The sequence below is a fragment of the Paracoccus sp. DMF-8 genome, assembly GCF_029309835.1.
Lineage (GTDB): Bacteria > Pseudomonadota > Alphaproteobacteria > Rhodobacterales > Rhodobacteraceae > Paracoccus.
Window position 1 is genome coordinate 322,525 of record NZ_JARJHL010000017.1, and the last position, 14,713, is coordinate 337,237.

Annotated in this window: 14 protein-coding genes and 1 pseudogene; 9 read left to right on the top strand and 6 right to left on the bottom strand. The window is 66.0% G+C overall.

All coding sequences use genetic code 11. The annotated features are described in order from the left end of the window. Positions 1–119 precede the first annotated feature (119 nt). The 3 genes and pseudogenes from PE067_RS19615 to PE067_RS19625 form a co-directional block, all read right to left on the bottom strand. Positions 120–1,487 carry a TonB-dependent receptor gene (locus tag PE067_RS19615; RefSeq protein ID WP_346429744.1) on the bottom strand — a complete coding sequence of 456 codons (1,368 nt, stop codon included), beginning with the start codon at positions 1,485–1,487 and terminating at the stop codon, positions 120–122. 225 nt (positions 1,488–1,712) lie between these two features. Continuing rightward, positions 1,713–1,967: pseudogene (locus tag PE067_RS19620) on the bottom strand (TonB-dependent receptor plug domain-containing protein); the annotation flags it as partial. A gap of 24 nt (positions 1,968–1,991) precedes the next feature. Then, positions 1,992–2,195: a hypothetical protein gene (locus tag PE067_RS19625; RefSeq protein ID WP_276191426.1), complete on the bottom strand. Its 204-nt coding sequence runs from the start codon at positions 2,193–2,195 to the stop codon at positions 1,992–1,994. 197 nt (positions 2,196–2,392) lie between these two features. On the opposite strand from PE067_RS19625, the gene PE067_RS19630 reads away from it, so the two are divergent. Further along, positions 2,393–3,190: an IclR family transcriptional regulator gene (locus PE067_RS19630; protein WP_276191427.1), complete on the top strand. Its 798-nt coding sequence runs from the start codon at positions 2,393–2,395 to the stop codon at positions 3,188–3,190. Here the strand turns inward: PE067_RS19630 and PE067_RS19635 are convergent. Continuing rightward, positions 3,187–3,990, bottom strand: a complete 804-nt coding sequence (locus PE067_RS19635; RefSeq protein ID WP_276191428.1) for an ABC transporter ATP-binding protein — start codon at positions 3,988–3,990, stop codon at positions 3,187–3,189. The two genes, PE067_RS19630 and PE067_RS19635, sit on opposite strands and share 4 nt — an antisense overlap. Positions 3,991–4,170: 180 nt before the next feature. Here PE067_RS19635 and PE067_RS19640 point away from each other — a divergent pair, with 180 nt between their 5' ends. The 4 genes from PE067_RS19640 to PE067_RS19655 are packed head-to-tail and all read left to right on the top strand — an operon-like array spanning position 4,171 to position 8,070. After that, a complete protein-coding gene (locus PE067_RS19640) occupies positions 4,171–5,037 on the top strand; it encodes a siderophore-interacting protein (RefSeq protein ID WP_276191429.1) in 867 nt (288 codons plus the stop codon). Between the two features lie 11 nt (positions 5,038–5,048). Further along, positions 5,049–5,987: a Fe2+-enterobactin ABC transporter substrate-binding protein gene (fepB, locus tag PE067_RS19645; RefSeq protein WP_276191430.1), complete on the top strand. Its 939-nt coding sequence runs from the start codon at positions 5,049–5,051 to the stop codon at positions 5,985–5,987. After that, positions 5,984–7,024: an iron ABC transporter permease gene (locus PE067_RS19650; RefSeq protein WP_276191431.1), complete on the top strand. Its 1,041-nt coding sequence runs from the start codon at positions 5,984–5,986 to the stop codon at positions 7,022–7,024. Before fepB ends, PE067_RS19650 begins: the two co-directional genes overlap by 4 nt. Continuing rightward, positions 7,021–8,070 carry an iron chelate uptake ABC transporter family permease subunit gene (locus tag PE067_RS19655; RefSeq protein WP_276191432.1) on the top strand — a complete coding sequence of 350 codons (1,050 nt, stop codon included), beginning with the start codon at positions 7,021–7,023 and terminating at the stop codon, positions 8,068–8,070. Before PE067_RS19650 ends, PE067_RS19655 begins: the two co-directional genes overlap by 4 nt. 91 nt (positions 8,071–8,161) lie before the next feature. Here the strand turns inward: PE067_RS19655 and PE067_RS19660 are convergent, their stop codons facing one another. Further along, positions 8,162–9,598 (bottom strand): helix-turn-helix transcriptional regulator, encoded by a 1,437-nt coding sequence (locus PE067_RS19660; protein WP_276191433.1) that lies wholly within the window; start codon positions 9,596–9,598, stop codon positions 8,162–8,164. Between the two features lie 145 nt (positions 9,599–9,743). On the opposite strand from PE067_RS19660, the gene PE067_RS19665 reads away from it, so the two are divergent. The 4 genes from PE067_RS19665 (at position 9,744) to PE067_RS19680 (ending at position 13,340) form a co-directional block, all read left to right on the top strand. Then, positions 9,744–11,000: a malate synthase A gene (locus tag PE067_RS19665; protein WP_276191434.1), complete on the top strand. Its 1,257-nt coding sequence runs from the start codon at positions 9,744–9,746 to the stop codon at positions 10,998–11,000. Between the two features lie 186 nt (positions 11,001–11,186). Beyond that, positions 11,187–12,524 carry a hypothetical protein gene (locus PE067_RS19670; RefSeq protein WP_276191435.1) on the top strand — a complete coding sequence of 446 codons (1,338 nt, stop codon included), beginning with the start codon at positions 11,187–11,189 and terminating at the stop codon, positions 12,522–12,524. Between the two features lie 2 nt (positions 12,525–12,526). Beyond that, the gene (locus PE067_RS19675) at positions 12,527–13,054 is read left to right on the top strand and encodes a DUF2249 domain-containing protein (protein ID WP_276191436.1); all 528 of its coding nucleotides are present in this window, start codon (positions 12,527–12,529) and stop codon (positions 13,052–13,054) included. Then, positions 13,047–13,340 carry a metal-sulfur cluster assembly factor gene (locus PE067_RS19680; protein WP_276191437.1) on the top strand — a complete coding sequence of 98 codons (294 nt, stop codon included), beginning with the start codon at positions 13,047–13,049 and terminating at the stop codon, positions 13,338–13,340. The genes PE067_RS19675 and PE067_RS19680 overlap by 8 nt, the downstream gene beginning before the upstream one ends. 46 nt (positions 13,341–13,386) lie before the next feature. On the opposite strand, the gene PE067_RS19685 is transcribed toward PE067_RS19680, so the two are convergent. After that, positions 13,387–14,583, bottom strand: a complete 1,197-nt coding sequence (locus tag PE067_RS19685; RefSeq protein ID WP_276191438.1) for an NnrS family protein — start codon at positions 14,581–14,583, stop codon at positions 13,387–13,389. Positions 14,584–14,713 lie beyond the last annotated feature (130 nt).

Consider the following 14,713-nt stretch of genomic DNA (forward strand, 5'->3'; position numbering starts at 1 on the left):
CGATGCACAATTTCCGGCGGTGTTCTGGTTGGTGCATATTGCCCTGCCTGATCCTGAAAATACCCGCAAAAATCGACCGGCGCGTCGCCACGCCGGTCGCGATGATTCCGCAAACCGCGTCAGAAACGGCCGCGCAGCCCGACGCCGACCATGCGCGGCGCGGTCAGGCTTGCCTGCGTAAAGACCACATCCCCACGGGCGGGTTCAAGCAACGTCGGCGCGCGTTCGTCCAGCAGGTTGTTGACATAGCCATAGAACTCGACCCGGTCATTGACCCGGTAGCTGGCGCTGACATCGACCAGCGTAAAACCGTCGACCTCATAGGCGGGCGTATTCGCGGTATTCGAATAATAGCCGTCGATATAACGAACCTGCCCGCCCAGATTCAGCCGGTCCGTCGCATCCCAACTGGCGCCCAGGCTGAACATCTTGCCCGGCGCGCGGGCGAATTCGTTGCCTTCGTAAGCGGGCATCTGTTCAAAGCGCTTGAATTCGCTGTGCAGCAAGCCAAGGCTGCCGCGTAGGGTCAGGCTGTCCACCGGGCGGTAATCCACGGCCAGTTCCAGACCATAGGATTCCGCGTCCTGCGCGTTGACCGTCTGGACATAGCTTTGCCCGTCCACCAGCGTCGAAATATTGTGCTGGGCGTTCCTGTAATCCATGTAGAACAGGTTGCCGCTCAGGAACAGCTTGCCGTCCATCAGTTCGGCGCGGGTGAACAGTTCGTAATTCCAGACGGTTTCCGCGTCGAACTCGGTCCATTCCCTTGACCCCGCGAAATCCAGCGAGACCCCGCCGGGGTTATAGCCCTTGCTGATCATGCCGCCGACCATCCAGTCGGGATTGACCTGATAGGACAGCGACAGTTTCGGCAGGATCTCGTCAAAGGTGCGGTCGTAATCGACATCGCTGTTTGCAAACAGCGGCGAGACATCGCCCGTCCGGCGGATATGGTCACGCTGGTAACGCAAGCCCCCCGACAGGGTCCAGCGGTCGTCGATGCGCCAATTCAGTTCGGAATAGATGCCCAGATTCGACTTGCGGTCGCGGAAGGTCGAATCGCCGCCCTGTTCCAGCCATTCATCCTGATCGGTAAAGGCGACATAGATGCCCGCGACGCCGCTGAATGTGTCGTCCGGCGTGCCAAAGGACAGTTTGCTTTCGTTCGAATAATTGTCCTGATCGACATTGGCATCGCCCATGTTGACCGTGCCGATCCGGCGTTCGACATCCGAGGTCGAATATTGCGTCTTGCTGCTGACCACCAGCCCGTTGCCCAGATCGTAATCGACATCCAGAATGCCGGTCCGGGTCGTCTGATCCCAGCCCGGCATCCAGTTGGTGATCGAATTCAGATCGTCGAACGGCTCTGCCGCGCCTTCGGCGCTTGGGCGTTTCATCCGGCTGTGGCTATAGGTCAGCTTGACCGACAGCCCGGCGATTTCGGCCGGTTCCCACAGCAGTTTCACGCGGGCATTGGCGTTCATGAATTCCTGCCCGATCTCGTTTTGCACGAAATTCGGGGAAACATAGTCGATGAAACTGTCGCGGCCGGAATAATCCAGCGCGACACGGGCGGCCAGTTCTTCGGTGATCGGGGCCGACCACGCAACCGAGGCGCGGCGCTGGTTGTAATTCCCCGCCTCGATCCGATAGGCGCCTTCGGGGGTAAAGCTGGGATCCTTGATGTTGACGACAATCGCGCCCGCAATCGCATTCGCGCCCTGCGAAGTGGTCTGGGGACCGCGGAACACCTCGATACTGTCGACATCCCAGGTCGAGGTCGCGCCGAAATACAGCTCGTTATAGCTGAGATAATGGCCGTCCAGATTGATCGTGGCGCGCGGGACCGAGCCCGCAAAGAACGCATTCGCCCCGGTATGCGGCCCCTGCGCGTCCTGACCCCGGATCACCGGCGTGCTGACGTTGTCGGTGTAAAGGACGTTGGGCGTGCCCTGAATAACGGTGCGGACCTCGTCCTTGCCGTCCTTTTAGCGCTCCAGTTCCTCGGAGGTGACGACCGACACCGAACTGGGCGTTTCCATCAGATCGCGCGCAATATTGTCGCCGGTGATGATGATCGTATCCAGCACGATGGGGCTGGGGTCGGCCTGTTGCGCATGCAGCGGCAGCGCGGCCAGCAGCGTGATGATGCTGACGCCCTGCGCCAGCCTGCGACGGTAAGTGATGGGCATGATGTTCCTCGACCTGACAGCAACGCATGGGCTGGCGCGGGGAACCTTGCTGGCGACGCATTTATTTGTCCCACATTGCGCAATGCGTTCCGCATGTCAATCACCAGAACAGACAAGCCTTTGCCTTTCCGCGTCGGGGCCGCTAGTCTTTCGCGACCAGCCACCGCCCGGCCAGAACGACCTGCAGGAGAACCGCGATGATGGAGTTCGAGCCCTTCCTCGACGAGGATGCCAAGCTCTCGGGCGGCAAGCGGTCGGCGACGATCCAGTCGATTGCCATCGCGATGCGGTTTCTGAACATTCTGGCAGCGGCGGAACGCGCCCTGCCCTTGGGCGAATTGGCACAGATTTCGCGGACGGGGCGATCAACGGCACATCGCTATATGCAAAGCTTGGTCAAGGAAGGTCTGGCGGTGCAGGATCCGGCAACCAGCCTGTATGATCTTGGCCCCGCCGCGCTCAGCATCGGCATCGCCGCGCTGCGCCGTGTCGATGCGGTCGAAATCGCCGGCGCGCAGATGAAGCAACTGGCCCAGACCCATGCGCTCAGCGGTGGCGTCGCGATCTGGACCGAACAGGGGCCGACCCTTGTGCGCTGGTATCGCAGCGCGCATTTCGCGATCACCACGGTCAGTCTGGGCGATGTGCTGCCCATCGACAACACGGCCTGCGGCTTTGTCTTTCAGGCCTATCTGTCCCGCACCCGGATCGAGGCCGCCCGCCGCATCCAGCCCCCGCATTTTCGCGGCACCCCGCCCGGCAAATCCCTGATCGACAAGATCCGTGCCGAAAAATGGGCGGAACTGACCAGCCATCTTTTGTCGAATGTCACCGGACAGGCGGCGCCGATTCTGGATGCGCAGGGCGAACTGGCCTGCGTCCTGACCACGGTCGCGGATTTCGGCAGGCTGAATGCGCCGGAAAACCGGCTGGTTTTGCAGGATGTTGCGCGGCTGGTCAATCGCGCGACGGGCGGGCAAAGCACGTTTGACTAGCTGGCAGCCACGCGCGGGTCTGTGCGGGGGCGCGGGATCACCATCGGCTTGGCCGTCAGCGGATCTGGCTGGATCAGCGCATCCAGATCGAAAACGCGGCGCATCAGGTCCTCGGTCACGATATCCATCGGCACGCCCTGCGCGACAATCGCGCCATCGCGCATCGCGACCAGATGCGAGGCATAGCGAAACGCCAGATTCAACTCGTGCAGCACGGCCACCACGGTCCGGCCCTGCGCGTTCAGCCGGGCCAGCAGTTCCAGCACCTCGACCTGATGGACGATGTCCAGAAAGGTCGTCGGTTCATCCAGCAGCAGGATCGGGGTTTCCTGCGCCAGTGTCATCGCGATCCAGACCCGCTGCCGCTGCCCGCCCGACAGTTCCGCGACCGGGCGCTGCGCCAGCGCGGTCGTCCCCGTCGCTTCCAGCGCGGACAGGACGGCGCTTTCGTCATCCGGCGACCATTGCCGCAGAAAGCTCTGATGCGGGAAACGCCCGCGCCCGACCAGTTCGGCAACGGTCAGCCCGTCGGGCGCCGCCGGCGATTGCGGCAGCAGGCCCAGCCTGCGCGCGACCTCCTGGGTGGGCAGTTCGGAAATCGCCTTGCCGTCCAGCACGACCTGTCCCGATTCTGGGCGCAGCAATCGCGCAAGGGCGCGCAGCAGCGTCGATTTCCCGCAGGCATTCGGCCCGACCACCACGGTAAAGGAACCATCCGGGATGCGCAGCGTCAGGTTTTCCGAAATCACCCGCGCCTGATAGCGCAGGGTCACGGCATCGGCAGAAAGGCGATGGGTCATCGGCTGTTCCCGTTCGCGACCCCGGCGGGCCTGTCATGGGCTTGTGTATTGCATTGCGGAACGCGCTCTGCAATATGGCCTCAGCCAAGTCGCGGATACCCTGCTGTCGCGACCAGCCATCCCCTTTGAACCAATCGGATCGACCGGCCCCGGAAACGGCTTTGGACGGAAAGTGATGGCATGAGCGCAGCACGGACAGAATCGGTCGGCGACCCCGCAGGCATCCTGACGGAACAGGACCACATGCGCGACATGGACCGCATCCGGATGGAGGTGCTGGCCATCGCAACCCCCAGCCCCTCGGTCGCGCGCGTCACCGCCCGCATCGCGCCCGCCGACCCCTCGGCATGGATGCCCGCGAACCTCGCCATCCGGATCGAGGTCGAAACCCCGCCCGGCGAACGCCCCGTGTCGCGCATCTATACCGTGCGCCGCTTCGACCCGGCGGCCAGCACGATCGAGGTCGATTTCGTCATCCACGAAGACGACAGCCCCGCCATGCGCTGGTTGCGCGCCGCGCGCGCCGGCGACCACGTCTGGCTGACCGGGCCGCGCCAGCATTTCGTGCCGGACCATGAACTTGCCAAACGGGCCGCGATCTTTGCTGATGAAACCGCGATCCCGGCGGTTTACGCGATCCTGAACGACTGGCCCGAAGGGGCGCAGGGCGATGTCTGGATCGAAACCGATGACCGCGCCGCCTTCGACGAATTGCCGCGCCCGCAAGGCGTCGCGCTGAACCTGCTGTTGCGCCGCCCCGACCAGCCCGCGGGCAGCACCGGCGCGCTGTTCGCCGCGGCACAGGCGGCGCTGACCGATCCCGCCCGCCACAGCCTCTGGGCTGCAGGCGAACGGCAGGAGATGCGGCATTTCCGCGACCATTTCCGCGCGCTTGGCATGGCGCGGCAGGATATCCGCGTCTTTGGCTATTGGCGGCGCGGCACCAGCAGTTCCGAAATCGACCGCATCCGCCTGAGGGAGTATTCCGCGCTGCGCCAGACCGGCGCCCGGCTGGAAGATTTCAGCGATGCGGATCTGCCGATCTGAAAGGGCCACCGATGTTGAAACGCCTGATCCCCCTGATCCTGCTGCTGCCCGCCACGAGCTTTGCCCAAGATGACGGCTGGCCCCGCACCATCGCGCATGAGGCGGGCGAGATCGTGATCGAAAAACAGCCGCAACGCATCGTTTCGATATCGCCCAGCCTGACCGGGATCCTGCTGGCGATTGATACGCCTGTTGCGGCGACGGCCTCGGCGGTGACGGGGCCCTTGACCGACGACAAGGGGTTTTTCGACCAATGGGCCGGTGTCGCCGATCAGCGCGGCGTGCAGGTTCTGTATAACAACCTGAATTTCGACATGGAATCGCTGATCGTGCAGGATGCCGACCTGGTCGTCGCCTCGTCCGTCGGGGGCGATACCGTGCTGCCCTATCTGGCCGAATTGCAGGCGCAGGACGTGCCGGTGATCGTGCTGGATTATTCGACCCATGGCTGGGAGGATCTGGCCCGCACCCTTGGCACCGCGACCGGGCATGAAAGCGACGCCGCGCGCGTGGTCACCGATTTCGCCGCACAGGCCGCCGACGCCCGGCCCAGGCTGAACCATCCGGCGGGCCATATCAGCATCGTTTCCTATAATTTCGCGGGCACCTATGGCATCAGCAAACCCACCAGCGCACAGGCCCGCGTGATGGCGGCGCTTGGCTTTGACACCATTGCCATCCCCGATGACCTGGCGACCGAGGTGTCGCGCTCGGCCGATTTCGATTTCATTTCCTATGAAAACCTGCCCGCTGCGATCCGGGGCGAAACGGTGTTTCTGCTGAACGGCACCGATGAGACGGTCAGCACCTTTCTGGCCGATCCCATGCTGGCCAACCTGCCCGCCGTGCAAAGCGGTCAGGTCTATCCGCTTGGCCTGACCTCATTCCGGGTGGATTACTATTCCGGCCTGCAGATCATCGAAACCGTCCGGCAATATCTGGGGAAATGAGCTCAGCACGGCCAGAGGGCAGGCCCGTCCTGCGCCGGGCCGCCCCGGCGATCCGGCACTATCTTGCGGGGCTGGCGCTGCTGGTCGCGCTTGGCCTTGCCAGCCTGACCATCGGGTCGCGCACCATTCCCCCCGCGCAGATCCTGACCGGGCTGACCGATTTCGACGCAACCAATGACGCCCATCTGATCCTGTGGCAGTTGCGCCTGCCCCGCACGCTGCTGGCGATCACCGCCGGGGCGGCGCTTGGGCTGGCCGGGGCGATCATGCAGGCCGTCACCCGCAACCCGCTGGCAGAGCCGGGCCTGCTGGGCGTCAATTCCGGCGCGGCGATTGCCGTGGTTCTGGGCGCCTCGGCCTTCGGGCTGACGGATATGGCCGGTTATGTCTGGTTCGGTTTTCTGGGCGCGGGTCTGGCGGGGGCTGCGGTCTTCGTGCTGGGGCGCGCGCATGAAAGCGGCACCGATCCGGTGCGGCTGGTGCTGGCGGGGGCGGGCATCTCCGTCCTGCTGGGCGCGGCCGCCAGTCTGGTCGTGCTGAATTCGGGGCTGGAGGTGCTGGACCTGTTCCGCAACTGGGGTTCCGGCGCGTTGGAGGGGCGCGGCCAGACGGTCGCGCTGACGATGACCCTGACCCTTGCGGCGGGTGCGGCACTGGCATTCCTGCTGGCGCCGGGACTGAATGCGATGGCGCTTGGCCATGATGCCGGGCGGGCACTGGGGGTCAGGCCCGGGCGGATCTGGGCGCTGTCCTGTCTGGCGGTGATGGTCCTTGCCGGCTCTGCGACCGCCGCCGCCGGGCCGATCGGCTTTGTCGGTCTGGTCGCGCCCCATGCGGCGCGGGCGATCACCGGCCCCGACAATCGCCACGTCCTGCCGCTGTCGGCGCTGTTCGCGGGGGCCGTGCTGCTGGCCGCCGATATCATCGGCCGCGTCGTCGCCACCCCGAATGAAATCGCGGCGGGCATTGTCGCCGCCGTGCTGGGCGGGCCGTTCTTTATCCATGTCGTGCGCCGCTTCCGGCTGGCCCGGCTATGATCGGCGCCGGGGTCAGGGTTTTCCGCGCGGGCCGCGCCTCGTTGCTGTTCAGGCCAAGGGTGGTGCTTGTCTGCCTGATCCTGATCGCGGTGGGCGGGCTGATCGCGGTGATGCTGCTGGGGACCGGCAGCCTGCCCCTGTCGCCCGCACAGGTCGTCGCGGGCCTGACCGGCCATGCCGATGACCCCATCGTGACGCGGGTGCTGCAACGCATCCGCCTGCCCCGCGTGCTGACCGCGGCGATGGTCGGCGCGGCGCTTGGCATGGCGGGGGCGGTGTTTCAGTCGCTGTCGCGAAATGCGCTTGGCTCGCCGGATATCATCGGTTTCACCACCGGCGCGGCGACCGGCGCGATTGCCCAGATCATCCTGTTCAACGCGGGCGCCTTTCACGTCGCGATGGCCGCGATCCTGTCGGGGCTGGTCACGGCCTGCGTCGTCCTGCTGCTGTCGCGGCGCGGCGTTCAGGGCGGCGGCTATCGGCTGATTCTGGTCGGCATCGGCATCGGCGCGATCCTGACCGGCATCAACAACATGATCATGGTGATGGGCAATCTGGACCGGGCGATGTCGGCGCAGATCTGGCTGGCCGGTTCGCTGAACGCCCGAAGCTGGTCGCATGTCTGGCCCGCCCTGACCGGGCTTGCGGTTTTTGCGCCGATGATCGTCCTGAACGCCCGCCGCCTGCACATGCTGGAACTGGGCGAGGAAATGGCCCGCCAGCTTGGCCTGCGCATCGGCCGGACGCGGCTGATCCTTGTGCTGGCGGCGGTGGGGCTGACATCGGTCGCGACAGCCAGCGCGGGGCCGATCGCCTTTATCGCGCTGGCCGGTCCCCAGATCGCGCGCCGTCTGACCCGCGCCCCCGCCCCACCGCTGGTTTCGGGCGCGCTGACCGGGGCCGTGCTGCTGCTGATCGCCGATCTGAGCAGCCAGAGGGCGCCCTTCGATCTGGTCCTGCCCATCGGGGTGATGACGGGTTTCGCGGGCGGGCTGTATCTGATCTGGCTGCTGGTCGTCGCCAACCCGACCGGAGGGCGCAGCTAACCACCGGCGCGGATCGGCGGGCAGACCGTTCAGCCGATACCCATCCCCGACCGCCCGGAAACGCAAATGCCCGGAAACCGGCGCCGGATGCCTAGCCTTCCTCGAACCGAAAGATGGCAAGGCTGCGTTCGCGTTCGTTGACCGCCAGCCGCCGGTTGATCGGGGCATGGGCGCGGGCGGCGCAGTTGCGGCGTTCGCACAGATAGCAGTTCAGGCCGATATCGACGGGCCGGGTGCGGTCAAGGTCGATCCCGTCGGCATAGATCAGGCGCGGCGCATAGGCGACATCGCAGCCCAGCCCGATCGCCAGCCGCTGTGCGGGCGCGCCGTGGCTGCCCCCCGCCCGCCGCACCGTCCGCGTGATCGAGAAATAGCTGGCGCCTTCGGGCATGCGGATGACCTGCGTCTGGATCTGGTCGGGGGTCTCGAAAGCGGCGTGAATGTTCCACAGCGGACAGGTCCCGCCAAAGCGCGAAAACGGAAACCGCCCCGCGCTGAAACGTTTCGAGATATTCCCCGCCCGGTCCACCCGCACGAAAAAGAACGGAATTCCCCGCGCATCGGTTCGTTGCAGCGTCGACATGCGATGCGCGGTCTGTTCGAAACTGGTGCCGAAACGGTGGCTGAGCAGTTCGACGTCATAGCGCGTGCTTTCGCAGGCGGCCAGAAAGCGCGCGTAAGGCATCAGCAGCGCGGCGGCAAAGTAATTGGCCAGGCTGACCCGCATCAGGCTGACCGCCGCCGGATCGTCCAGCGCCGCATCCTGCACCAGCGCGGCCATGGTCTCCTCTGCCTCCAGCCGGGCCAGCAAGACCCCGATCTGGAACCGGCGGCTTGGCTGACCCAGCAATTCGGACAGCAAAAGTTCCTTGCGATGCTGGTCAAGGCGGCGCAACTGGTCGCCCATCACCGGCGCGGGCAGGATGCGGACATGGATGCCATGCGCGCCAAGCCGGGCGCTCAGCGCGACATGGGGTTCGTTGCGATGCAGCGCCAGTTCGCCCGCCAGCGATTCGGCGGCGCGGTCCAGCGCATCGACATGGTTGCCGCGCGCATAGAACCAGGCCCGGACACGTTCGACCGGGCGCGAGGTTTCGGCCAGCGCCTCGACCTTGTCGCGGTCGGTCATCGGGTTGGCATCGGACTGCGGCAGCGACAGCGCCTGACGATAGCGGTCATGCAGCCGCACGAAAGCCGCGGCGATTCGCGGCGAGGATTGCAGCACGGCCTCGATTTCCGCGCGGGGCAGGCTGCCCGTCTCCAGCGCCGGGTCCTTCAGCACGGATGCGAAATCCGCCGAAAGCTGCGCATCGGCCGAGGGCGCGAGTTCCGCGATGTTCAGGTCATAGACTTCGGCCAGCCGCATCAGCAGCCGCGCCGAGGCCGGGCGCTGATCGGATTCGATCAGCGTGATATAGCTGGGCGAGACCTGCAATTCCGCCGCCATCTGCGCCTGCGTCAGCCCCAGTGACTGGCGCAGCACGCGCAGCCTCTGGCCGATGATCAGCTTTTCCGTCCGCGCTGCCATCCCGGTCGCCCATCTTACAAAAGTTACAGGTTACCCGGATGTCACATGACAGAAGTGACAGGAAAACCCCTTTATTTCAGATCAATACTGCGCATGAACAGTGACATTACTAATCTGACAATACACGGAATCACCGGAGCTTGTCATGCCCCTCGATCATTCTGCCCCCGCCGTTCTGCCGCCCGCCATCCAGCCCCCCGTCGTCCTGCGCGCCGTCGCGGGCGCCGATCACGTCCTGACCGCCGGGGCGCTGGCCTTTGTCGGCCAGCTTCAGGCCCGGTTCGGCCTGCGCCTGCACAGCCTGATGGTCGCCCGCCAGCGCCGGCAGGAACGCTTTGATCGCGGCGAGTTGCCCGATTACCTGCCCGAAACCCGTGCCATCCGTCGCGGCATCTGGCAGGCCGCGCCCGTGCCCACCGCCCTGCTGGACCGCCGGGTCGAGATCACCGGCCCGGTCGACCGCAAGATGATGATCAATGCGCTGAATTCCGGCGCCAACGTCTTCATGGCCGATTTCGAGGACGCGACCGCGCCGACATTCGCCAATATCATCGCGGGCCACGCCAATATGCTGGACTACCGCGATGGCACGCTGACCCATGACGATGCGAAAACCGGGCGCAGCTATCGGCTTGGGCCGAATCCCGCGCTGCTGATCCTGCGTCCACGCGGGCTGCATATGGTCGAATCGAATGTCATCATGGGCGGTCAGCCGGTGTCGGCGGCGCTGTTCGATTTCGGCCTGTCGATCTTTCACAACGGCCGCGCGCTGGCGGCATCCGGGCGCGGGCCGTTCTATTACCTGCCCAAGCTGGAAAGCCACCGCGAGGCGCGTCTGTGGAACGACATCTTTCTGTTCGCGCAGGAACAGGTCGGCCTTGCCCCCGGCACGATCAAGGCGACCGTGCTGATCGAAACCCTGCCCGCCGCCTTTGAAATGGACGAAATCATCTGGGAATTGCGCGACCATATCGCCGGGCTGAATTGTGGCCGTTGGGATTATATCTTCAGCTATATCAAGACCCTGCGCAATCACGGCGCCTATGTCCTGCCCGACCGGGCAGAGATCACGATGGACCGCGCCTTCCTGGCGACCTATGCGGCGCGGCTGGTCAAGGTCTGCCACCGGCGCGGCATTCATGCGATGGGCGGCATGTCGGCCGCGATCCCGGTTCCCGGCAACCCGGCCGCCCATGACGCCGCGCTGGCGCAGGTCCGCGCCGACAAGCTGCGCGAGGTCGAACTGGGCCATGACGGCACATGGATCGCCCATCCCGATCTGGTCCCGGTGGCGCGCGCCGTCTTTGACGCGGCCATGCCCGGCCCGAACCAGATCCGTCGCCCGCGTCAGGATTATTCCAGCGGGGCACGCCAGCCCGCAGCGCCGCTTGCTAACGGGTAAAGCCGACGCACGACCCCCGCGCCCCTGCGGCGGCGATGCCCCGGCCCGTGCCGGCAGGGCGACGCCCGATGATCCCAAACCGGCATTGCCATTTTCAACGCCGCAATGACGGGCGCTGTTTGAGCCGGAGCAAGGAAAGCCCGCCGCCATCGTGTATTCTGGGCGGATCATTTCCAAGGGACGCGCATGCCGGGAAAATCTCTTTCACCCTGGACGCTCGGCTGGTTCGGCAGCGCCGTGATCTTTTTGCTGCTGGCGCTGGTGCTGGCCTTTGTCTGCGACCTTGGCCCCGGAGACTGGGCCAGACCGCAGGCGCTGGCGGTCGTGCATCTGTTCACGCTTGGCTGGCTGGCGCAGGTCATGCTGGGGGCATTGGTGCAATTCGTCCCGGTGCTGACCGCATACCCCCTGCCGCGCCCGGCGCTGGCGCTGCCCGCCCTGCTGGCCACGGGCGCGGGAACCCTTGCGCTGTCGGCGGGCTTTCTTGGCCTGGATGGCCATACGGGCATGCAGGTCCTGTTCCGGATCGCGCCGCTGGTTCTGGGCTGCGGTTTTGCCCTGGTGGCGGTGATGATCCTGCCCTCGCTGGCCCGCAAGGCGAACCTGCACCTGATCGAGGTGCGGATGGTGCTGATCGCGCTGGCCGGGCTGGCCGGGCTGTGGACCACCGGCGGCGCGATGGTCCTGACGCTTGGCGGCGCCAGCCTGACCGTCGATCTGGCGCAGATGCTGCCCTTGCACATGCTGTTCGGGATCGGCGCCTTTCTGTCATTCGCGGCCTTTGGCGTCAGCTACAAGCTGTTTGCGATGTTTCTGCTGGCACCCGAAACGGCGGGCTGGCAGCGCCGTTGGGTGGGCGGGCTGGCGGCAGTTTGCGCGGTGCTGATGCTGGCCGCCCTTGCCGTCGCGCTGTCCGGTGCGTTTGCAGCCCCGATAAGGCTGGCCCTGTCGCTGCCTGCGCTGGCTTTGTGCGGGCTTTATCTGGACGATATCCGCAGGCTCTGGCGCAACCGCCGCCGCCCCGCGCTGGAACCCAACATGGCGTGGAGCCGTGTCGCGCTGGTCTTTCTGGGGCTGTCCGCCGCCCTGCTGCCCCTTGCGCAATGGCAGGGCGGGCGGATGGCCGAGGCGGCGGTCTTTGCCGCGCTGGTGGGCTGGCTGTCGACGCTGACGCTGTCGCAACTGATCCGGATCACCAGTTTCCTGACATGGATACAGGTGTTTGCGCCGCTGATCGGACGCCGCAAGGTGCCCGTGGTGCAGCAGATCAGCGACCGCGTGACGGCCAGCCGTGCGCTGGCGCTGTGGTCGGCCTCGACCGGGCTGGGCGTGGCGTCGCTGCTGTTCGGGTCGCATATCGCCTTTCGGCTGGCGCTGGCCGGGCTTTTTCTGGCCGCTGCCGCCATCGCCCGCGAACTGGTGGCGATCCGCAAGCTGTGGCACCTGCCCGTCGCGGATCGTCCGCCCTGCCTGCCGCCGATCATCCGCCCCTCCGTTCACCCTCTTTCTGTTGCAGAGCCATGACCATGACCCGACCCGACCCCTATGAGCTTGACGCCCGCCCGATCCTGCAGCGTGGCGAGGAACCTTTCGGCGCCATCATGGCCGCGGTCGAGGCGCTGGCCCCCGGCCAGCCGCTCCGGTTGCTGGCCCTGTTCCGGCCCGCGCCGCTGTTCAACGTCATGGCCAATCGCGGCTTCGACTGCGCCGACCGGCGGCGCGACGATGGCGTGTGGGAGGTCACGTTTACCCCTCTGGGCGATGGGCTGGCGGATGCCGGGATGGCGCCGGGTTCCGCGCCGGGCGCCGGTCTCTGGCCCGATCCGGTGCGCGATCTGGACCTGACCGGGCTGGAGCCGCCAGAGCCGATGGTCCGGATCCTGGAGGAGATCACCCTGCTGTCGCCCGGTGAGGTGCTGTTTGCGCTGCTGGACCGTGAACCGATGTTCCTGTTTCCCGAACTGGCGCAGCGCGGCCATGAATGGGCGGGAAATTTCGCCAGCGACGGCCAAAGCTATCGCCTGATGGTGCGGGCAGGCGTTTCCGATGGCTGACCCGCAGCTTCAGGACCTGCGGCAGGCGCTGCGCGCTGTGGTCGATCCCGAAACCGGGCATGACCTGATTGCGATGGGCATGATCTATGATCTGCGTCTGGATCGGGATCGCGCGCTTGTCACCATGACCACGACGACGCCCGGCTGCCCGCTGGCCGGGTTTCTGCGCATGGGAGTCGAAACAGCGCTGCGGGCCGTTCCGGGCATCCGCGAGGTCGCCGTCACGCTGACATGGGACCCGCCCTGGTCACCCGACCGGATGGAGTCCCCGCGCCCGCGACCCTGACGGCAGACGCGGCCCTGCCCGCCATCAGGAGGTCGTCAGGTGGCCGTCAGGCCATGGGCTTGCGCCGGGCCCGCAGCAACATCGGGCCGTATTCCACCACGAACAGGCCAAAGCCCAGCATCCAGAACAGGCCCGAGGCCTCGATCAGGACGGGGGCCTGAACCAGATCGGCCAGCGGGCGCGACAGGGCGGCGGCGAACAGGCACAGGTAGGATGCCACCGTCCAGCGCGACGCCGCCAGCGGCCTGCCCGTATGCCCGCGCGTCGCACGGGTCATCACCGCCAGCATCATGGTCGCGATCACCCCGACCGTCAGCACATGCAGCGACGACACCGGGGCAATCACCCCGAAGGCCGCCAGCGCGATCGCCAGAAAGCCAAGCGGCACAAAGCCATAGGACAGGTGCAGCACCAGCAGCAGCCATTCGGCCCGGACCAGGACGCCGCGCCAGCGGATCAGCCGCGCCGTGTTCAGCCCCGCCGCCAGCAGCGCGGGCACCGCGATCAGCCGCAGCTCCGGTCGCAGCGCCCAGAAGGCCAGCGCCAGCGCCGACACCGCGATCACGCCCATGTCGAACCGGTTATAGGCCACCGGAAAGCGCGTGGCGCCGTGCTGGTTCAGCCAGTTGCGGGTAAAGCTGGGAATGATGCGCCCGCCGATGATCAGCACCAGCAGGACATATCCCGCCACCGCCGCCCGCAACCAAAGCTGTGGATCGCCCCCCGCCAGAACCGAAATGTGAAACCCGAAATTGCCCAGCATGATCGCCGTGACCCCGGCCAGAACCTTCAGGTCGTTCCATTTGCGGCCGGTCAGGATCTCGCGCCCGCAGATCGCCAGCAGAACCGGCAGGAACAGCAGGTCAAGGCCGGCGGCCAGCCACGGCCCCGTGATCCCGGCACAGGTCATCGCCACCCGCCCCACGACCCACAGCATGACCAGACCGATCAGCGGCCCGCCCGAAACGGGCAGGCTGCCGGTCCAGTTCGGAATCGCGGTCAGCAGGAACCCGGCCAGCACGGCCGGGGCAAAGCCGAACACCATTTCATGCGCGTGCCACAGCGGCGCGCCCAGATCGCCGCCCAGGGACAGGCCCTGCGCAAGGGCCGCGATCCACAGCGCCATGGTCAGCAGCGCCCAGATCGCGCCGCCAAGGAAAAACGGCCGGAAACCATAGGACCAGATCGCGGCGCCATCCTGTTTCAGACCGCGCGGGATACGGGGGCGTTTTGATTCGGTCATGGTGCGATCCCTTTTCGTGTCAGGCTGTTTTCCGTCACAGCTACAGGTGAAAAATCGCTGCTCTTTGCGCTGCAGCAAGCAAAACGGCAAATCGGCTGGTCAAGGTTGCTCCGGCACAACGAAGGCGCCG